The organism is Pectobacterium punjabense (assembly GCF_012427845.1).
Lineage (GTDB): Bacteria > Pseudomonadota > Gammaproteobacteria > Enterobacterales > Enterobacteriaceae > Pectobacterium > Pectobacterium punjabense.
On sequence record NZ_CP038498.1, the window covers coordinates 4,649,529 to 4,668,244 of the forward strand.

General features: G+C 51.3%; 19 protein-coding genes. 9 read left to right on the forward strand and 10 right to left on the reverse strand.

What is annotated here, in order from left to right; translation table 11 throughout:
• Window positions 1–96: 96 nt before the first annotated feature.
• Genes E2566_RS21035 through E2566_RS21045 form a run of 3 tightly spaced genes read left to right on the forward strand, consistent with a single transcriptional unit; the run spans window position 97 to window position 1,759 of the window.
• Window positions 97–423, forward strand: coding sequence for a helix-turn-helix domain-containing protein (locus E2566_RS21035; RefSeq protein ID WP_107169319.1), 327 nt, complete (start codon window positions 97–99; stop codon window positions 421–423).
• Window positions 408–722: a HipA N-terminal domain-containing protein gene (locus tag E2566_RS21040; protein ID WP_107169320.1), complete on the forward strand. Its 315-nt coding sequence runs from the start codon at window positions 408–410 to the stop codon at window positions 720–722. The genes E2566_RS21035 and E2566_RS21040 overlap by 16 nt, the downstream gene beginning before the upstream one ends.
• The gene (locus E2566_RS21045) at window positions 719–1,759 is read left to right on the forward strand and encodes a type II toxin-antitoxin system HipA family toxin (RefSeq protein ID WP_107169321.1); all 1,041 of its coding nucleotides are present in this window, start codon (window positions 719–721) and stop codon (window positions 1,757–1,759) included. Before E2566_RS21040 ends, E2566_RS21045 begins: the two co-directional genes overlap by 4 nt.
• Window positions 1,760–1,819: 60 nt before the next feature.
• Here the strand turns inward: E2566_RS21045 and E2566_RS21050 are convergent, their stop codons facing one another.
• Together E2566_RS21050 and E2566_RS21055 are read right to left on the reverse strand one after the other, a co-directional pair.
• Entirely contained in the window at window positions 1,820–2,443 is a 624-nt protein-coding gene (locus tag E2566_RS21050; protein WP_107169322.1) for a LysE family translocator, read from the reverse strand.
• Between the two features lie 43 nt (window positions 2,444–2,486).
• Window positions 2,487–3,026: a CbrC family protein gene (locus E2566_RS21055; protein WP_107169323.1), complete on the reverse strand. Its 540-nt coding sequence runs from the start codon at window positions 3,024–3,026 to the stop codon at window positions 2,487–2,489.
• Window positions 3,027–3,226: 200 nt separating this feature from the next.
• On the opposite strand from E2566_RS21055, the gene dsbG reads away from it, so the two are divergent.
• Window positions 3,227–3,982, forward strand: coding sequence for a thiol:disulfide interchange protein DsbG (dsbG, locus tag E2566_RS21060; RefSeq protein WP_107169324.1), 756 nt, complete (start codon window positions 3,227–3,229; stop codon window positions 3,980–3,982).
• Between the two features lie 34 nt (window positions 3,983–4,016).
• Here dsbG and E2566_RS21065 read toward each other — a convergent pair whose 3' ends face one another.
• Window positions 4,017–4,922: a siderophore-interacting protein gene (locus E2566_RS21065; RefSeq protein ID WP_107169325.1), complete on the reverse strand. Its 906-nt coding sequence runs from the start codon at window positions 4,920–4,922 to the stop codon at window positions 4,017–4,019.
• 482 nt (window positions 4,923–5,404) lie between these two features.
• Here E2566_RS21065 and E2566_RS21070 point away from each other — a divergent pair, with 482 nt between their 5' ends.
• Both E2566_RS21070 and E2566_RS21075 read left to right on the forward strand, forming a co-directional pair.
• Window positions 5,405–6,007: a RhiA gene (locus tag E2566_RS21070; RefSeq protein ID WP_107169326.1), complete on the forward strand. Its 603-nt coding sequence runs from the start codon at window positions 5,405–5,407 to the stop codon at window positions 6,005–6,007.
• A 68-nt stretch (window positions 6,008–6,075) separates the two neighbouring features.
• Window positions 6,076–6,435: a hypothetical protein gene (locus E2566_RS21075; RefSeq protein WP_107169327.1), complete on the forward strand. Its 360-nt coding sequence runs from the start codon at window positions 6,076–6,078 to the stop codon at window positions 6,433–6,435.
• Window positions 6,436–6,504: 69 nt separating this feature from the next.
• Here E2566_RS21075 and E2566_RS21080 read toward each other — a convergent pair whose 3' ends face one another.
• From E2566_RS21080 to E2566_RS21090, 3 genes are all read right to left on the reverse strand, one after another.
• A complete protein-coding gene (locus tag E2566_RS21080; protein ID WP_107169328.1) occupies window positions 6,505–6,894 on the reverse strand; it encodes a Mor transcription activator family protein in 390 nt (129 codons plus the stop codon).
• A gap of 473 nt (window positions 6,895–7,367) precedes the next feature.
• Window positions 7,368–8,720 carry a glutathione-disulfide reductase gene (gorA, locus tag E2566_RS21085; protein WP_107169329.1) on the reverse strand — a complete coding sequence of 451 codons (1,353 nt, stop codon included), beginning with the start codon at window positions 8,718–8,720 and terminating at the stop codon, window positions 7,368–7,370.
• A 128-nt stretch (window positions 8,721–8,848) separates the two neighbouring features.
• A complete protein-coding gene (locus E2566_RS21090) occupies window positions 8,849–9,691 on the reverse strand; it encodes a 23S rRNA (adenine(2030)-N(6))-methyltransferase RlmJ (RefSeq protein ID WP_107169330.1) in 843 nt (280 codons plus the stop codon).
• A 306-nt stretch (window positions 9,692–9,997) separates the two neighbouring features.
• Between E2566_RS21090 and E2566_RS21095 the strand changes: the two genes are divergently transcribed.
• A complete protein-coding gene (locus E2566_RS21095) occupies window positions 9,998–10,291 on the forward strand; it encodes a DUF2623 domain-containing protein (RefSeq protein ID WP_107169331.1) in 294 nt (97 codons plus the stop codon).
• Between the two features lie 10 nt (window positions 10,292–10,301).
• On the opposite strand, the gene E2566_RS21100 is transcribed toward E2566_RS21095, so the two are convergent.
• From E2566_RS21100 to E2566_RS21115, 4 genes are all read right to left on the reverse strand, one after another.
• Complete coding sequence (locus E2566_RS21100; RefSeq protein WP_233671782.1) at window positions 10,302–11,129, reverse strand: energy transducer TonB; 828 nt, start codon at window positions 11,127–11,129, stop codon at window positions 10,302–10,304.
• Window positions 11,130–11,324: 195 nt separating this feature from the next.
• A complete protein-coding gene (locus E2566_RS21105) occupies window positions 11,325–12,314 on the reverse strand; it encodes a FecR domain-containing protein (RefSeq protein WP_107169332.1) in 990 nt (329 codons plus the stop codon).
• On the reverse strand, window positions 12,311–12,823 hold the full coding sequence (locus E2566_RS21110) for a sigma-70 family RNA polymerase sigma factor (protein WP_107169333.1): 513 nt from the start codon (window positions 12,821–12,823) through the stop codon (window positions 12,311–12,313). The genes E2566_RS21105 and E2566_RS21110 overlap by 4 nt, the downstream gene beginning before the upstream one ends.
• A gap of 180 nt (window positions 12,824–13,003) precedes the next feature.
• Window positions 13,004–15,556, reverse strand: coding sequence for a TonB-dependent receptor (locus E2566_RS21115; RefSeq protein ID WP_107169334.1), 2,553 nt, complete (start codon window positions 15,554–15,556; stop codon window positions 13,004–13,006).
• 322 nt (window positions 15,557–15,878) lie between these two features.
• On the opposite strand from E2566_RS21115, the gene prlC reads away from it, so the two are divergent.
• Window positions 15,879–17,921, forward strand: coding sequence for an oligopeptidase A (prlC, locus tag E2566_RS21120; RefSeq protein WP_107169335.1), 2,043 nt, complete (start codon window positions 15,879–15,881; stop codon window positions 17,919–17,921).
• A complete protein-coding gene (gene rsmJ / locus E2566_RS21125; RefSeq protein WP_107169336.1) occupies window positions 17,918–18,664 on the forward strand; it encodes a 16S rRNA (guanine(1516)-N(2))-methyltransferase RsmJ in 747 nt (248 codons plus the stop codon). Before prlC ends, rsmJ begins: the two co-directional genes overlap by 4 nt.
• Window positions 18,665–18,716: the final 52 nt, after the last annotated feature.

The window sequence follows — 18,716 nt, forward strand, 5'->3', positions numbered from 1 at the left end:
GTCACTAATACACAAAAGTGTTAAAAATGGACAAAAATAAAGCTAACGGGTTATACTTAATCTATTAATGGGTTAAATAAAAAAAAGAGTCCATTTATGAACACACCTACCACTGCACCAACATTACTAAAGCTCGACGCCATTAGTGAAGCTATCAACGAGCTACGGCACGAACTCGCACATAACGAAACCGCTAATCAAGGTTCAGTGCTGGGGGAGCGTATTCATTCTTTGGATGCTTTTGGTTCTCAGTTAAATACACGACGTAAAGCGCTGGGCATCGAACTTGCGACACTTGAGTTACAAACTGGCGTATCCATATCCACCTTAAAACGTCTATTCAAAGACCCCACTCAGGTGAAATTTTCCACGGTTTATAGCGTCTGTTCCGCGTTAGGGATAAAACTATGCGCCGTCAGATAAAGGTCTATCTTTACGGTGTCCATATCGGCCAGTTAAGTCAGGATGATGAAGGCTATCTGTTTGAATATAAAAAGTCCTACATCGGCCCGCCATTATCACTAAGCCTACCGATACAGACCGGAACATTTCGTAGCAAATCATTGCCACCCTATTTTGCCTCGTTGGCGCCGGAAGGCTGGTTGCGGCGACAGTACAGCCAGTTTCAACATCTGGATGAGAAGGATTTATTTGGCATCCTCATTCAAAACGGTAAGAACCTAATCGGCGCAGTACAACTGATCGCAGAGGATAAGGCATGACAAGATGTCGAATTTTACTGACGCCTCTGGCACATGAAGAAGAAATTGCCACAGGCTATAGCCGTAAAGGATTGAAGCATCTTGCGGGGTCAATACATGCTTCCCCAACCTTACGTTTCACACGCCAGCAATTCATGCACGACTTGCCACAAACGCAGAAAGGCATGAGTATTTCTGGTTATCAGCCCAAGATTCAGATGGTATTAGAAGATCGGGCGTTTACCGTCGTTGACCACCAAGGTCTGTATATTCTTAAACCCTCTCCAATTGAATTTCCCCATTTGGCAGAAAACGAACACGCCACCATGACGCTCATGGAACGTCTGGGGTTTTCCGTGCCACCGCACGGGTTGCTCCGTTTTAAACCGAAACAAGTTGATGACGAACCTGAGTTTGCTTTCGTTATTAAGCGCTTCGACCGAGACGAAAAAACAGGTCACCCTATCCATCAGGAACAGTTGGATGGTGCAATGGGGATCGGTGAAAAATTCGGTAAAATACGCGCAGATGGCAGACAATATGTCAGTTATGAGAGGTTGGCGTTATTCCTTAGCGAGCACGTTAATGACAATATCGTCTTCAAAATTGATCTATTCCGCCGCATTGCTTATGCCTATATGCTGGGTAACAATGACATGCACCTGCGTAATTTTGGCCTGATACATTCGCGTTCAGGCCAGTTAATACTAGCTCCCATTTATGATTTTGTTTCCGTCGCCCCTTATCCCGCCTATTTTTCTTCCTGCTTCATGGCATTACCGCTGTTGATCCAAGAAGAAGGTGACGAGGTACTCGCACCAGGGTTTGAAACCGCGTATGGGGAATACCTTGGTATGGATTTCATACTGTTTGGCCAGCGTATCGGGCTGAGTGAAAATCTCACCAAGAAGCTACTAGCTGACTTCATAAAAGAAGCTGGATGCGTTGAATCAACCTATCGGGATTCTTTTATGCCTGCGGACGCGATTGATGCAACGCTACAGTGCTATCGACACCGTCTGAATCTTATGAGTATTCTCGATGCAAAGCGGATTTAGTGATGAGTAATCAAACACTTTAATCACATCACTGCTGACATCAGTACAATGGCACGAAGCCTACCGCCGGGAAAATGCCAGACGTGCAGCAAACGCTAAAAAGACAACGCCCGTTGTTCGATCCATCCATTTAACCACCGAGCCACGACGTAGAAAGCGCGCCAGCGGGCGTGTCGCGGCGATCAGCGTAGACGACCACAGCGTGCCAATAAAGACATGAATCAGTACGAGTAGATAAGTCCACAGTACCACCGAATGGCCGGCAGGGATAAACTGCGGCAGGAATGAAACGTAGAACACACCGATTTTCGGATTGAGTATGTTGCCCAGCATACCACGGAGAAACCAGTTTTGATTCTTCGGTGCGTCTTGTGACGCCGTCATCACCAGCTCGGTTCTGGGCTTCAGGAGCATTTGCAGACCCAGCCAGCAGAGATACGCCGCACCGCACCACTTCAAGATGTTATAGGCCAGCTCCGACGCAGCAATCAGCGTTCCCAGACCAAACGCCACCATCGCGCCCCAAATCAGGCAGCCGACTTGAATACCAAACGCGGCATGGAAGGCTTTCTTACTGCCTTCAACAGTAGCGGTACGTAAAATCAACGCCGTATCCAAACCCGGCGTCAGAGTCAGAAGCGTCGCGGCAAACGTAAAAGCAATCAGCGATTCGGTCAGGTTCACGGTAATTCATCACTCCAGCAGGGAAAACCACAAAACGCCATAGTCAGGCGAAATCAATGCCGTAATGCACCTTCTGACAGTGCAGACACTCAAAACGGTAAAGCGCGGTTTCGCCGCCGGGCTGATAGAACTCAACGAGATTCTCCCAGGCTTCCAACGGCCATGAGAAATCCGTAAATTGCGCCGATAATGCCCCTGCCCCCAATGCAATGAGCTCTTCGTGACTGGCATCCCCCGCAAATGCACAGGCATCGTCGCAGCATGAAAGCCAATGCTCCTGCTGCCAGGAAACATAACCCGGCGTCCGCTCGCACACTTCATCAACGATCTCCCTCGCCACACCTGCGCAAAGCAGAGGGTGGCTGTCCGCAAAATGCATGTCGTAGCGTACCGCCGCGCTGCCATCTGCAATACACCAGGGGCAAAATGTCTCTTCGGGCAAATCATGTGCGGTATAGCATGAAGCGGTATAAACATAGCCACGCGCCTGATTGCAGCATGGGCAGACATCATCAGCCGCTTTGATGCTCCCCGTCGATAACGGATTAGGGTGATAACGGAAATGGGGGAAAGGTGTATTCATGAAAGAAGCGCTCCACGCAGTAAGTAAGCCATCCTAATTAAGCCCTGCGTAATATACGCCAGAGAATGATCCTACCCAACCCATCTCTTCAACCAGACAAAATCTGTCTCTGATTCAGAAAGTGTAAATACACTCTCCCGATAGATGGCCTTGCGCTACGCTATCCAGCAGACCATGATTTACGATACAGGTGCAATACCATGATAAAACGCGTCTTCCTCACGCTCTCCTTATTGACGTTTTCCGCGTCTTCATTGGCGCAAGATGCCCTGCCGGACGCGGTGAAGAGCATAGAAAAACAGGGTATTACGATCATTAAGCCGTTCACTGCACCCGGCGGCATACAAGGTTGGCTGGGCAGCTATCAGGGTGTGGGAGTGACCATCTACTTAACTCCTGACGGTAAGCATGCCATTTCGGGCTATATGTATGATGAACACGGCAACAACCTCAGCGAAGCGCTGATTCAGCAGGAAGTGTATGCTCCTGCCGGTCGAGAGATGTGGCAGAAATTGCAGCAAGCACCATTTATCACTGAGGGTTCGCAGGATGCGCCACGTAAAATCATCGTCTTCGCCGACCCGTTCTGTCCGTACTGCAAACAGTTCTGGCAGCAGGCACAGTCGTGGGTAAAAGCAGGAAAAGTGCAACTGCAAACGCTGCTGGTTGGCGTCATCAAACCGGAGAGTGGACGTTATGCCGCGGCGATTCTTGCCGCCAGCGATCCGGCCAAAGCCTGGCATGAATATGAGCTATCGAATGGCAAAACGGTGCCACCGTTCCCCGAAAGCTCTTCACGCGACATCTGGAATAACATTCAGCTTAATCAGCGGCTAATGGATGAATTAGGCGCAAACGTCACACCGGCCATCTATTACCTGAATGATAAGAATGAACTACAGCAGGTGGTTGGGCTGCCAAATGAACAGCAGATGGCGGAGATGATGGGGAAATAACCTCAGGAGAGAATATCCCTCCTGAGGTTTTCTCTTAGCGATGCGACCAGTAAGCCATAAAGTTGATCGTTTCTTTATCGAGGTGGCGCTCGTCGAGCAGATAGCGGCGCAGCCGTTTGATGGCAGAAGACTCTCCCGCAGCCCATGCGTAAAAGGGACGGTGCGCCGTTGCCCGCTCCCACAGTAGCTCGTCTTCCGGCGTCTCTTGTGCGATTTCATCGCGGTTGGTACAGGCGCTGGCGGGAATTTTCACGTCCTGTTGCACCGCAGCCAGTAGGCGTTCACCCCATACTGTGCTATCGGTTTCCTCACGCGGTAACCAGTGAATCTGTGCAAACGGAAAATTGCCCGACGTCACGCAGTCGGCCGCTTTCGGCACTTCAAAAAAAGCCTGCACCGACGGCGGAGAAGGCTGAGTAGCCAATTGTTCAAGAATTCCCATTGCCGCTGGCAGCGCCGTTTCATCTGCAATCAGCAGCACCTGCTCAACGCCATCGTGCGGTGCCCATTCATAACCGCCGCTGTCGCCATCGGCCTCCGCGTTGGGCGCGACGATCTGTAGCGCATCGCCCGGCTTAGCGTGATTCGCCCAGCTTGAAGCTGGCCCGGTATCGCCGTGCAGCACAAAATCGATCGCCGCTTGCTGTGATTCATGGGAGACAGACCGCAGCGTATAGGTGCGTAAAATAGGGCGACGCTCACGCGGCAGTGCCAGATAATCCTGATACCACGTGTCGCTCACGGCCATCGGCGTCAGTTCCCCGCTTTCACTAGCGAGCAGCAGTTTGATGCGCTGATCCGGCGCGTCCAGTTTCATCTGGCGCACTTCAGGGCCGGTAAACACACAGCGAACAAGCGAGGGCGAGAGCAGCGTCTTGCTCTCTAAGCGTAAGTTGAACAGCCGATAGGCGGAAGACGTTGTACGGGTAGCTAAAGACATAGTGAGAAAACCGTATGTTTTGTAAGGAAAATCAGTTCACGGGATAAACCCCATTAACCGCAACTTACCATAAACAAAACACTAACGATAATCATTATCACTCTGCCATCCCAAAATACTGCAACACATACACATTATAGAAAAATAGGAAACCCAAGACAGGCAAAGTGTTGCTCCCTGTCGTGCCAATCTGACATCACCCTATAAATTCTTTTTTTGACTCTACGATGCACTGTGCCCAAGAAGGCGAAAGAATTAACATTAGGCTAAATTATTCACAATAAATATCTGTGCTATAAAATTGTTAATTTTCTCCCACTGGAATTACTGAGCCATCTAACTATATCAATAAATAATTACTTACAGACTCTAAAAACCATAATAATAATTAACAGGACTTACTTCCCTATTATTTTGAATATAGGCATATGGATAATAGTGCTTGAACCTAATATTGGGTTCCTAATAAAGAGGAATACACTATGTCTAATCAATACAGCGTTGAGTTTATCAACAAATCAAGTAATTCAGGCAATGTAGCAATCTTTCAAAAAGCACCGGACCAGAAGGCACGGAATATTTTCTCACTGGCATGGTTTAGCAAATTCGTGAATCCGAACGTGCATGAAACCTTCCGCTGGAACATTGATTACTCTTTCGTCTGGTCAGATACCGGGGAAGTTAAACCTGGTGTCATTTTTGAAGGGGGGGAAGAAATTCCTGCCGACCTTCAGTCAGCAAATACCATCACATTGGACTACAATGGAGGGTATCTCTTTGGCCCGACATCATTCACGGGTCAAGCGGGTTCACTCTATATTGATGAAAGCGGCAACGTTCCACTTAAGCAGGCTGCTGTCGGCATCGGAATGAGCAATGCAGGAACTTTCGTACAGGCGGCACAGCCAAATTTACATATTGAGTTTATCCCACACCCTTCTTACTGGATTGTATTCGGTAACTATGAAGAAGGTGAAATTCTGGATATTGAGCAAATCAGCGATGCCGTTGAATTAGTGTTCGAACCAAACATTTACAGCGTTGTCGCTACACTGCAACAAAACAATACCTGGACGGTTTCCTGATCCAGCAATCGGAAGGCAGGAGGGTTCCTGCCTTCCTCATCCCCTGTATTTTCTTTTGGAGAAATAATATGTCTGATATTTATATCATTGATCAAGGTGTACAAAGCGGTCCTTTCAACCAAATGCAGGCAGAAAATGAATTAGCAGGCTACCTTGAGAAAAATCGCCATGCCAACATGAAACAAGCAATGAATGATGTTACATCTGGAAGAGGAAAAGCGACAGGCAGCTACACCTATGATGGCCACACCGTGCTACATGCTTCTTCTGGTAATAGTCAAAAAAGCGTGAGTATCTTTTTCTACCATACCGAAACACATGATTACCTGATCGCAATGGGAGAACATATAACGCCAACAACCTACCGATTAACCGACTTTGGACAAAAATCTGGAGATTTCAAACTCGGTAAAACCATTTCACTTTAAAAAACAAACAAATAAAAAGCATCCACGTTATCTTGGATGCTTTTTATTTATCAATGCTATTCATAATCTTTATTTATACACAGTCTTCTTGATATTAGCCACTTGCCTTACTCCGAGGTTATATATTTTAGCAACTTCCGTACGCGACTTCCCCCTATCTAATAAATTGATTATTTCACGATTACGTAACTGCCTGTCAATATTTTTAGCGTGGGGAACATCGATACTTAAACCACCAAATTCCTGGCATAATCGTGCTACAGAATCCCCATTGATATCTGAGCAAAAACACTTCGGTGATTTAGGAATATATTTACATTGCCCACCAAATAATTTTGAAAAAATATAGGCATCCTCCAACCCCATGATATTAATTAATTCCTGAAATTGATCAGGTAATTTATTTATATCAAGTCCATAGAAAAAATCATTATGTGCCGCACTTTCTTTATAGCTCATAGAACCATTCCTTGTGTTGTTCCTGTAATTTCGATGACATCACATTTACAACGCTCAAACGATAGGGAAACAATTCATGCTATAGATTATTTTCAGATTTAAGACAAGCAACCTATCCATAGACTCCATTAGTAGGGGAAAGGATAAGGCATCATATTTTCGTAGAGGAAAAAGAATACAATAGGCATTGTAAGATAGACACTTTAATTAGCACTGAATTAAATTATTCAATAAATGATTATTTATACATTTATTTGTCATCTATCCAACTACTTTCAAAACGATTCACTCTCTATTTATTGGCGAAAAATCGAGGATTGGATCGGCTCACTGCGCCAACGGGGCACGACCATTTGAAAAAATCAGTTAGGCCAGGTCATTACCCTCATAAAAAATGCCGGCCAAATAGTTCACTATTCAGCCAGCATGTTTTCGTTTTCCCGAGAAGCAGTTAAGCCCGCTTCCCTACACCATTACCGCATCGTCACAAACTCTTCCGATGCCGTTGGGTGGATGGCAACGGTGTTGTCGAAGTCTTTCTTGGTTGCACCCATTTTGACGGCAACCGCGAAGCCTTGCAGCATTTCATCCATACCAAAGCCGATACCGTGGATACCGACGATTTTTTCTTCTTTGCCCACGCAAACCAGCTTCATGCGGCACGGCTGGCGGTGCTGCGTAACGGCAGTGTACATTGCGGTGAAGGCGGACTTATACACTTTCACCTGCTCGTCGCCGTATTGCTCGCGCGCCTGTGGTTCAGTTAACCCGACGGTACCAATCGGTGGGTGACTGAAGACGACGGTCGGGATATTGCTGTAATCCAGATGCTCGTCCGGTTTATTGTTAAACAGACGCTCGGACAACCGACGCCCCGCCGCAACAGCAACCGGCGTTAGCTCGACGGCACCGGTATTATCGCCAACAGCGTAAATGCCAGAAACGTTAGTGTTCTGGAATTTATCGACATTGATGTAGCCTTTGTCGTTCAGCGCCACACCGGTGACGCTCAGGTTCAGGTTATCCGTCGCCGGTTCGCGGCCAATCGCCCAAATCAGGCAATCGACAGTTTGTGACTGACCATTTTCCAGCTCCAGCGTCAGGCTGCCATCAGCATTTTTCACAATCGATTTCGGGATCGACTCGGTATGCAGCGTCGGTCCTTCGGTGTTCATCACTTCCACCAGCGTATCGACAATCAGCGGATCAAAACTGCGCAGTGGTGCATGTTTACGCACAAACAGATGGGTTTCAGAACCCAATCCATTCAGCACGCCAGCAATCTCCACGGCGATATAGCCTGCACCGACAATAGCGGTGCGCTTCGGCAGCGCATCCAGTTCAAAGAAGCCATCAGAATCGATACCGTACTCCGCACCGGGAATATCAGGGTGAACCGGGCGACCGCCCGTCGCAATCAGGATATGGTCAGCCGTGATTTTCTCGCCGTTCACCTCCACCGTGTGCGCATCGACAAAACGAGCGAAACCGTGGATGACATCGACCTTATTCTTACCCAGCACGTTATCGTACGACTGGTGGATACGATCGATGTAGGCGCTACGATTCTTGACCAACGTACCCCAGTTAAACTGGTTCACCGTGGTATCGAATCCATAATCTGGGCCGTACTGATGGATCGCTTCGGCAATCTGCGCCGCATGCCACATCACTTTCTTCGGCACACAGCCGACGTTGACGCAGGTGCCGCCCAGGTATTTTGCTTCGATCAACGCACATTTTTGTCCATACATCGCCGCACGGTTGATAGACGCAATACCGCCGCTGCCGCCGCCAATAGCAAGATAGTCATAGTGTTTGGTCATCAGTGTATCCATGCTTAAGTGAATAAAATTTGCCTAGAGTGTAACGCCAGAGCCACATGTCCAATAAAGGTTATGCCTATGGTTGCGATAGGAAAAACCGACCGCATCGCCCACAGTAATCGCACGCATTATTCCGGTACGATTTGCTCTACCAACGTATGTCCGGTGCCTTCCGGTACCAGCACGTTATGCAGCCACGGCAGCACGCTTTTCATCTGCGCCGCCAGCTTCCACGGCGGATTAATCACAATCATGCCGGACGCCGTCATGCCATAGCGATCGCTGTCGGGCAGCACTGCTAACTCAATTTGCAGAATGTTGCGTATGCCCGTGGCTTCCAGCTCTTTCAGCATGCGTTTGATATGCTGACGCAACACAACCGGATACCACAGTGCAAATACGCCCGTGCCAAAGCGTTTATGTCCTTCCTTAATGCCTTTGACCACGGCCTGATAGTCCGTCTTCAGTTCATAAGGTGGATCGATCAGCACAAACCCACGACGAGAAAGCGGCGGCAGCTGTGATTTCAACTGCTGATAGCCATCATCACGCGACACTTTGGTTCGTGCATCTTTCTGGAATTCATTACGCAGCAGCGGGAAATCGCTAGGGTGCAGCTCGGTCAAATGAAGTTTGTCCTGCTCACGCAGCAACTGACGCGCTATCAGCGGGGAACCAGGGTAATAGCGCAACTGCCCGTTGTGGTTATAGGTGCGCACCGCCTGCATGTAAGGTTCGAGTTCAGCCGGAATATCGTCACGCTGCCAGATTTTCGCAATACCATCCAGATATTCACCTGTGCGCTCAGCGTGTTCACCGCTGAGCTGGTAGCGGCCAGCACCCGCATGGGTATCCAGATACAGGAAAGGTTTTTCTTTCTCTTTCAGGGCGGTGATGATTAGGCTCTGAACAGTGTGTTTCAGCACGTCGGCATGATTGCCGGCATGGAAACTGTGGCGGTAACTTAGCATGCTTGCTTTCCGGTGAAGTTTTTATAAATAACGTCGATTAACCGACAGTATAACCGTCTGAGGCGAAAAATATCCCGTCAAACGCTTCATGTCGCGAACACCCCCGCAAACCAGCAATTTTTGTCGTCTTAAATCAGTAAATTGTGAAACATCCCCATTTTCCGTTCGATTAGATGCTATCGATATTCAAGCGGAAGAAGTACGTGCATACGCCAGGGGATTCAGGAATATTTTCCAACAGATCTGGTGAGTGATAAATAAGCGTTATATCATAAAATATATAACGATCATTCACGGAGCATTATCATGGGAAACCATTTTGAGCGAGGCGTCCTCGCGGGGCTGAGATCGGCCAATCCAAAATCCAGCAACGACATTAACCCTTACTGCTACGATTATCGACGCGGCTATATCTGTGGTTATGCTCACAATCTGGCGGAAACCAAAGGCGACCGCCAGCAGGCTGCCTTCGAGGCAGGGTTGTTATCGCGCCGCTACGGACTAGAACGGGAGAGAGTCGCAGAGTTCTTTACCGAACAAGGCAATCCCTACGCCATTCGGTTTTTTTATGCTGGCTATGATGCGCACACACCGCGCTAGATGATGCCAGCTAGCGGCGTGCTTCGCGCAAATCGAAGCTAATCGGGATCGTGATGGTGAGTTGCGTGTTATCGCCAATCACTTCTGCCGGCGGAGCTGGAAGCGGCTGAGCACGCTTCGGCAAGGCGATAGACTCCGTATCCAATGGCGTCACGCCGCTGCTGCTGACCAACGAAACGGCCAACACATTTCCGGTTCTATCCAACGTCACGCGAATCTGTGCAACACCCTGCAATCGCTGCCGTGCGGCCTGAGCCGGATAGCGTTTATGGCGGCTCAGATGCGCCAGCAGCTTGCTACTCCAGTCCGCCACCCCTTTACGCATCTGCGCGGCATCACTGTTATACGGCGCAGCGACGTGCTGGCTGCTACCCGGAAGCGGTGCGCTGGTAACGGGGGCTGGCGGCTTTTCCGATGGCGCAATTTCTTCCTGCGGCGTCGTCTCCTGCACCTGCTTTTCCATTTTTTTCTGTACTTTTTTCTGCGGCTGCGGTTTTTCCTTTTGCGCCGTCGCAATTGCGGGCTTTGGTGCAGGCGCAAGCGGCGGCACGTCTTGCATCATTTTTTCCGGTTGAACCGCCGACTCTTGCGGTGTGGACAGCGTTTGCTGCGGGCCAACAGGGGCATCCTGAGGACTGGACGTGGATTGCACGCTATCCGCAACCATTAACATCATAGCCGGCGGCGGCGCTTCAATTGAGGAATCGAGTGCATAGTAGCTCATCCAGACAATCACCCCTGCGTGTAACGCCAACGCCAGCAGCGAGCCACTTCCCCAACGTACTGTCGTTGCGGGCTGAATCGTATTGTATTTCAGCGTCTGGGCGGCCATTAGCATGCCGACCATCGCCGTGGGGAGAGGGGCGGCATCCTCAATGAATGCAGTTCCGAGGAAATCATCATGCGTTTTTCATCACATCGTTAGGTATAAAACAGGCAACAGATAATAGTAGGTCGTTCAGCGACAGGGATCGGGCAGAAAAAAAATCAAAACAGCATAAAATGTAATGTTATTACGCTTTGGCAGGATATTTTATCGCGCAGCAATCTGAATCCAGTAACGAGAGAAATAACGCACTTGCACAGGAAGCGCCTCCACCAGCGCAGCCAAAATATTATCGGTATCCGACAGCGGGAAGACACCGGAAAACCGCAGGCTCTCAACCTCTGGCTGGCAACGAATCACGCCGCTGCGATAGCGACTCAGTTCATCAACAAAATCCACCAGACGCTGGTTATCCGCCAACAATTGCCCTTTCACCCAAGCCGGCTCTGCTTTTGCTGTCTCAATCGCCCCACAGCGCTGCGTGGTGAACGTCGCCATCTGCCCGCTTTTTACCACTTGTACATCTTGACCGTTCTGCTGCGGATAAAGCCTTACCGCACCGTCATACACCGCTACCTGAGTGTGTTCACCCTGTATCCGCAGGCTGAAGCGCGTCCCCAGTGCCTGCACCTTTCCCTGCGCCGTTGTCACAACGAAAGGACGAGGATATTGCCCAGTCTTCACAGCCTGGCTAGTTTCGATCATGACTTCACCGCGGATCAGCGCGAGCTGGCGTAGATCGTCACTGTAGGTCACATTCAGCGCCGTCTGCGTATTCAGAAGCAGCGTAGTGCCATCCTCCAATACGGCATGGCGCTGTTCGCCTACCTGTGTCTGGTAATCCGCCGTAAACGACCGCCAGAGATCGGTGCGCGACCCAACCACCCCAGCGCTTCCGGTCAGACAAAAAATAGTCAGCGCTTTCAGAACGCTGCGACGCTGCATACCGTTAAGCGTCGACAGGCTCTGGTGTGCGGCTCGCGCGTTAAGCTGACCCAGATTGGCACACACAGACTCAATATGCTGCCACGCCTGTTCGTTATCCGGTGAGGCTTCTCGCCAACGCTGCCACTCGCGGCGATCCTGTTCCGTAACACTGTCGGACATCAGTTGCGTCAGCCACGCCACCGCTTCACGCGCGCTGTCTGGTTGAATCGGCTGACCCTGCCCGTCACGATAAAAAATACGATCGTTCATAGCGGTAGTGCAAAGAAACACTGGAGGTTGGCGCGTTGCAGATACTGTTTCACCGAACTGCTGGAAATACGCAAACGTTCGGCGATATCGCTGTAGCGCATACCGTGAAGGTGCGCGAGCAAAAACGCCTCTCTGACCGGCGCTGGCAGGCCATCCAACGCCGCATCAAGCTGTTCAAGAATTTCGAGGGTAAGAAGACGCGTCTCAGGGGATGGCATACAGACATCCGGCTGCGTGCTCAACACATCCAGATAAGCATCTTCAATCTTTTTACGACGATAATGATTAGCGACTAAACGGCGGGCCACGGTGGCCAGAAACGGGCGCGGCTGGCGAATCGTGAGAAGGTCGGGATTCATCAACACGTTAAGGAACGTGTCCTGTGCCAGGTCTTCCGCATGCTGGGCGCAATCCAATTTATGGCGCAGCCAGTTATACAACCAGCGGTGGTGATCGAAATAGAGCTGTTGGGCAAAGTCATTTACGCTGGCCGTCGCTTTCCTCACCATCGAACTTTACCCCAGAGTGCCATTTAAATATAAGAATGATAATCGTTCTTATTTATGTTTTTTCCCTCTGGCTGTCAAGTTCCGAAACGAAAATTATTCAAATTTGCTGAATTTGCATTACGCCCACGCAACACGTCCCTACAAACGGGGCGGACATCACATCCGCCCCACGCAATGCTATCAGAAGCGTTGTAGTACGCTGATTTTCACGTTACGTCCCACACCGGACACCGATTCGCCCAGATACGGGTAATAATCGGTGTTCAGTAAGTTATCGACCGTCACACGCGCTTCAAATCCTTTTATCGTCTGCGGCTGCCAGCTGGCAAACAAGCCATGCAGCACATAGCCTTTAGTCTTCGGTAACGCCCAGCCAGAAGCCAGCGGGTCGCCGTCAGCAGGTGAGCGATCCTGCTTACGCACGAAATCACCCGTCCAGCCTATTGCCATATCCAAACTCGGAATTTTGGTGCCCAGCGTCGCATGTGCGGTTGTTGGTGGGATTTCAGCAATCCAGGTTTTATTGCCCCACGGGTTACGCGGTGAAGCATCGCGTTCGCCGCGAATCGAGGAGAAGGACAGGCTACCAAACAGCCTGCGGCTGTCGTAGAACGACTCAATTTCAATCCCTTCGATGGTATATCCCGTCAGATTGCGGTAAACCGACAACGGCCCGGCACAGGATGAATTACGACCCGTCTGTGCAGACGCTTCGCAATACACGCCTGTACGTTTGAAAATTTCGTTTTTGCCACGGTTACGGAACAGCGTGGTGCGGATTTGCAAACTGTCTTCTTCCAGCATGAGGTTATTGAAGTCCAGAATCGCTCCCAGGCGGATGCCTTTAATGCTTTCCACTTGCAGATTACGGCTGCTACCAGGCACACCCGAGGTCGCAGATTGTACTTCATACTGCTCATCGATAACGGGCGCGCGCCAGGTTCGGCTGGTATCAGCAAACAGCGAGAGGTTATCCGTTGCTTTCCATAAAGCACCGATTCGCGGCGACCAACCGGTGTAAGTCACGCTGCTGTAATCATGCCCAGCAGCAGGATTACTACTGTTATAACGAGGGGCTATGTTGGGTCGCCCAGTATTGGTTACATGGTCATAGCGTACGCCCGGCGTGATCGTTACGCTGCCCAGCGTAACCGCATCCTGTAGATAGACACTACGCGTTTCCTGATCTCCCGCAGGCATGTAGTAAGGCTGTAAATAGCCATAGTTATATTCGGCGCTATTCTTGCCAGACGGGTAATAAATAAGCGTATCGCGCTTATGCTGGTGCCAGCTCATTCCGACGAGAACAGCATGGTCGAAAGGACCGGTGCTGAAACGGCTTTCGTTACTGACTTCCGCAAGCTGATCTTTATAGCTTACCCAACTTTCGTTCCCTAACGTGCCCAGAAAACTGTCTTGAGAAGCCGAATCAGGGCGTCTGTCATGCTGTTCAGTCTTTGAGGTAGCAAATGACGCCGTCAAATTCAGCCACGGCTTATCCTCCGGTGCAAGGTTCCATTTCAGCGAGTAGTTTTTATCAACCTGATCGCGGTAAACCAGCTTACGTAGCCAAGCCCCTTCCCAACCGTAGAGGTCAACATCCCTTTGTGAAGGTGCGGTCATCTCGTCACGTTTAGCGGCAAACGGCTGCCAGCCATCGGATTCGGAGCGCATCGCGGAGAGTGTCAGCGTCTGAGAATCCGTCAGATAGATGTTGGTCTTCAGTAAATAGGACGCCATGTCGCTGGTCGAGTAGGCAAAGCGAGTGCCATCAGGACGTTCGATATTGTCGCCATCGCGCTTGCTCATATAGAGCAGGCCATCTGCCATCCCCTCTTCCGTGCGGCCATACAGCGCGCCGCTGTAGATATTTTGCCGATCGTTGGTGTGATAGCTGTATTTGACCATCCCGCCGAAGTTTTCTCCCGGCAGCAGCAGATCGCTGGCGTCTTTAGTATCAACATGAATGGTGCCGCCGAAACCGCCGTTGCCGCTGCGAATGTCATGCGGGCCCTTATCGACGTCGATACGCTTAATCAGCTCAGGCTCAATAAACACAGAACCTTGGCGGTATTTCTCAAAACCTTTCGGCGCGCCGTCCAGAACAACTTTGACGTCTTCCATGTCGCCCATGCCCCAGATGTTCAGGCTCTGCCCACCCGGTCGAGGAGAACCCGCCATCGACACGCCGGGGAGTTTGTCGAGCAGGCTGGCAATGTTGTCGGCTTGTACACGATCGACATCGGCTTGACGCAACACAGAACGCCCAGCAGCGGCGCTGTCCGATGTACCACCGACAACCGAGAGCGTCGGGATCATCAGGCTGCCGTCGCTTCCCTCGGCGGCAAGCGTGGATTCCAACCGATAGCCCGTGGCCGTCTGAACCACATTGAGCCCCGTTCCCGCCAGCGCAGCCGCAAAGGCTTCCTGAACGGTGTAGGTTCCCTGCACACTCCCGCTAGTTTTATTCTGTGTTTGGTCGGGAGAGAACGTGAGAATAACATTGGCGCGGCTAGCGACAGCCTGCAAAGAGGCCCCTAGCGACCCTGGCGGAATGGAAAACGTCATTCTTGGTGCTGCGACAGCAGCAGAACTTTCCGCCGCCAACGCCGAGCTGGCCGCGCCAACACCCAAGATCAACACGCCAGACAGTGCCAAATGGACTGCCCGCGCGACCGCCAAGGCAGGTTTGTGCGCAGCGATGCACCCGCCATCATGATGGTTTATTGCCATTGTCATTCCCCTGAAATATTGAAAAAAAAGACACATCAGGTAGGTCACGCGAAAAACGAAATCGGGCAGAAAAATAGCAAAAAATTTCAGGGACACGTATTTAGCACAGCGTTAAGAACCGTGTTCAGGTAATGTTTTGGCGCTTATTCATGATGGAAAAATGTACCTTTGGTTACGAGGAGCACCGGCTCTACCATTGATTTTCGCGGCACTTGACCTCATCTTAGTAATTAATCCGCAATAGATATGCGCTTTGCCGGTCTCTTTTCAACAGACTCCATTTATCGGCAACGAGATCACCCACAATTATCAGGACGGCACCATGACGAATCCATTACTGACCTCATTTACCCTGCCCCCGTTCTCCAGCATTAAAACAGAAGATATTGTCCCAGCAGTGAAAGATGCGCTGGATGAATGCCGTAAGACGGTAGAGCGGGTGGTCGCTCAAGCGGGGCCGTTTACGTGGGATAATCTGTGCCAGACGCTGGCAGACAGCGACGATCGTCTTAGCCGCATCTTTTCCCCCATTAGCCATCTGAATGCGGTAAAAAACAGCCCAGAGCTGCGCGGTGCGTATGAACAATGTCTACCGCTGTTATCCGAGCACAGCACCTGGGTTGGTCAACACGCCGGGTTGTACCAGGCCTACCGTAGCCTGCGTGACGGTGAACACTACACCACGCTGAGCGTGGCGCAGAAGAAATCCGTTGATAACGCGCTGCGTGATTTTGAACTGTCCGGTATTGGCCTGTCGCCGGAAAAACAGAAACGCTACGGCGAAATTTCCGCCCGTCTGTCCGAGCTAGGCTCGCAGTACAGCAACAACGTGCTGGATGCCACGATGGGCTGGAGCAAACTGATTACCGACGTCACTGAGCTGGATGGCATGCCGGAAAGCGCGCTGGCAGCAGCTAAAGCGCAGGCAGAAGCCAAGGAGCAAGAGGGCTGGCTGCTGACGCTGGATATCCCGAGCTATCTACCCGTGATGACCTACTGCACCAATCAGGCACTACGTGAAGAGATGTACCGCGCCTTTGGCACGCGAGCTTCCGATCAGGGGCCAAACGCTGGCAAATGGGACAACAGCGAAATTATGGCGGAAGCGCTGGCACTGCGTCACGAACTGGCACAGTTGCTGGGCTTCGATAGCTACGCGCACAAGTCGCTAGCGACCAAAATGGCGGAAAACCCGCAGCAGGTACTCGATTTCCTGACCGATCTGGCGAAGCGCGCCCGTCCACAGGCGGAAGAAGAACTCGCTCAGCTGCGCGCCTTTGCCAAAGAACACTACGGCGTAGATGAGTTGCAGGCCTGGGATATTACCTACTATAGCGAGCAGCAGAAGCAGCATCTGTATTCCATCAGTGATGAGCAGCTTCGCCCATACTTCCCGGAAAACCGCGCGGTAAACGGCCTGTTTGAAGTGGTTAAACGTATCTACGGCATTACAGCGAAAGAGCGTAAAGACGTCGATGTGTGGCACCCGGATGTTCGCTTTTTCGATCTGTTCGATGAAAGCGGTGAACTACGCGGCAGTTTTTATCTCGATTTATACGCCCGTGAACACAAACGCGGCGGAGCCTGGATGGACGACTGCGCGGGTAAACTACGCAAAGGCAACGGCGAGCTGCAAAAACCGGTCGCCTATCTGGTCTGTAACTTCAACCGCCCGGTCAACGGCAAACCCGCGCTGTTCACCCACGATGAAGTCACTACCCTGTTCCACGAATTCGGCCACGGCCTGCACCACATGCTGACCCAGATCGATACCGCCGGTGTCGCTGGCATCAACGGCGTACCATGGGATGCGGTCGAACTGCCGAGCCAGTTCATGGAAAACTGGTGCTGGGAGCCGGAAGCGTTGGCCTTTATTTCCGGCCACCACGAAACCGGTGAACCGCTGCCGCAGGAACTGCTGGATAAAATGCTGGCGGCGAAAAACTATCAGGCCGCGCTGTTCATTCTGCGTCAGTTGGAGTTCGGTCTGTTCGATTTCCGCCTGCATGCCGAGTTTGATCCTGCGAAAGGCGCACAGATTCTGCCGACGCTGGCCGAAATCAAAGCGCAGGTGGCCGTGGTGCCGAGCCCAAGCTGGGGCCGCTTCCCGCACGCGTTCAGCCACATTTTCGCGGGCGGCTATGCCGCAGGCTATTACAGCTATCTGTGGGCCGACGTGCTGGCAGCCGATGCCTATTCCCGCTTCGAGCAAGAAGGCATCTTCAACCGAGAAACCGGTCAGTCATTCCTGGATAACATCCTGACTCGCGGCGGTTCCGAAGAGCCCATGGAGCTATTCAAACGCTTCCGTGGCCGTGAACCTCAGTTAGATGCCATGCTCGCGCATTACGGCATCAAAGGATGAGCATCTGCTTAATCGCAGAAGAAGGCGCCGATAGTGGCGCCTTATCTTCTCTGGCCGAACGCTGGGGACTGGTTTCCGATCCCGATGCGGTGATGGCGCTGGTGCTAACCGCCGAACGCCTGGAACTGCGTAAGCAGGACGAACCGAAGCTTGGCGCTATTTTCGTGGATTTCGTTGGTGGGGCGATGGCACACCGTCGCCGCTTTGGCGGCGGACGCGGTGAGGCCGTCGCTAAAGCCGTCGGTATCAAAAAAGATTACCTGCCGGATGTCGTGGATGCGACGGCCGGGCTGGGGCGCGATGCCTTCGTGCTGGCGGCATTAGGTTGTCGAGTACGCATGGTTGAGCGCAATCCGGTGGTTGCGGCACTGCTGGACGACGGGTTGCAGCGTGGCTATCAGGATGCGGAAATCGGCCCGTGGCTACGGGAACGGCTCACGCTGCTACACGCATCAAGTATGACTGCGCTGCGTGACATCACGCCGCCGCCGGATGTGGTCTATCTCGACCCGATGTTCCCGCACAAACAAAAGAGCGCGCTGGTGAAGAAAGAGATGCGGGTGTTTCAATCACTGGTGGGGGCGGATGACGACGCCGATGCATTGCTGGAACCCGCACGTGCGCTGGCGAAGAAACGCGTCGTGGTGAAGCGACCAGACTATGCGCCGCCGCTGGCAGGCGTGCCAGCACAGTCCATGTTAGAAACCAAAAGCCATCGTTTCGACTTCTATCTTCCCGCCTGAAAAATCTCATCGCCGTGACGCTACGCGTATCGGCGACTAAAAACTTAGCCTG

What these genes read in the sequence shown, in the direction of transcription:
- E2566_RS21035 (WP_107169319.1), top strand. Translation starts at nt 97, where the DNA reads ATGAACACACCTACCACTGCACCAACATTACTAAAGCTCGACGCCATT.
- E2566_RS21040 (WP_107169320.1), top strand. Translation starts at nt 408, where the DNA reads ATGCGCCGTCAGATAAAGGTCTATCTTTACGGTGTCCATATCGGCCAG.
- E2566_RS21045 (WP_107169321.1), top strand. Translation starts at nt 719, where the DNA reads ATGACAAGATGTCGAATTTTACTGACGCCTCTGGCACATGAAGAAGAA.
- E2566_RS21055 (WP_107169323.1), bottom strand. Translation starts at nt 3,026, where the DNA reads ATGAATACACCTTTCCCCCATTTCCGTTATCACCCTAATCCGTTATCG.
- dsbG (WP_107169324.1), top strand. Translation starts at nt 3,227, where the DNA reads ATGATAAAACGCGTCTTCCTCACGCTCTCCTTATTGACGTTTTCCGCG.
- E2566_RS21065 (WP_107169325.1), bottom strand. Translation starts at nt 4,922, where the DNA reads ATGTCTTTAGCTACCCGTACAACGTCTTCCGCCTATCGGCTGTTCAAC.
- E2566_RS21070 (WP_107169326.1), top strand. Translation starts at nt 5,405, where the DNA reads ATGTCTAATCAATACAGCGTTGAGTTTATCAACAAATCAAGTAATTCA.
- E2566_RS21075 (WP_107169327.1), top strand. Translation starts at nt 6,076, where the DNA reads ATGTCTGATATTTATATCATTGATCAAGGTGTACAAAGCGGTCCTTTC.
- E2566_RS21080 (WP_107169328.1), bottom strand. Translation starts at nt 6,894, where the DNA reads ATGAGCTATAAAGAAAGTGCGGCACATAATGATTTTTTCTATGGACTT.
- gorA (WP_107169329.1), bottom strand. Translation starts at nt 8,720, where the DNA reads ATGACCAAACACTATGACTATCTTGCTATTGGCGGCGGCAGCGGCGGT.
- E2566_RS21090 (WP_107169330.1), bottom strand. Translation starts at nt 9,691, where the DNA reads ATGCTAAGTTACCGCCACAGTTTCCATGCCGGCAATCATGCCGACGTG.
- E2566_RS21095 (WP_107169331.1), top strand. Translation starts at nt 9,998, where the DNA reads ATGGGAAACCATTTTGAGCGAGGCGTCCTCGCGGGGCTGAGATCGGCC.
- E2566_RS21100 (WP_233671782.1), bottom strand. Translation starts at nt 11,129, where the DNA reads ATGCTAATGGCCGCCCAGACGCTGAAATACAATACGATTCAGCCCGCA.
- E2566_RS21105 (WP_107169332.1), bottom strand. Translation starts at nt 12,314, where the DNA reads ATGAACGATCGTATTTTTTATCGTGACGGGCAGGGTCAGCCGATTCAA.
- E2566_RS21110 (WP_107169333.1), bottom strand. Translation starts at nt 12,823, where the DNA reads ATGGTGAGGAAAGCGACGGCCAGCGTAAATGACTTTGCCCAACAGCTC.
- E2566_RS21115 (WP_107169334.1), bottom strand. Translation starts at nt 15,556, where the DNA reads ATGGCAATAAACCATCATGATGGCGGGTGCATCGCTGCGCACAAACCT.
- prlC (WP_107169335.1), top strand. Translation starts at nt 15,879, where the DNA reads ATGACGAATCCATTACTGACCTCATTTACCCTGCCCCCGTTCTCCAGC.
- rsmJ (WP_107169336.1), top strand. Translation starts at nt 17,918, where the DNA reads ATGAGCATCTGCTTAATCGCAGAAGAAGGCGCCGATAGTGGCGCCTTA.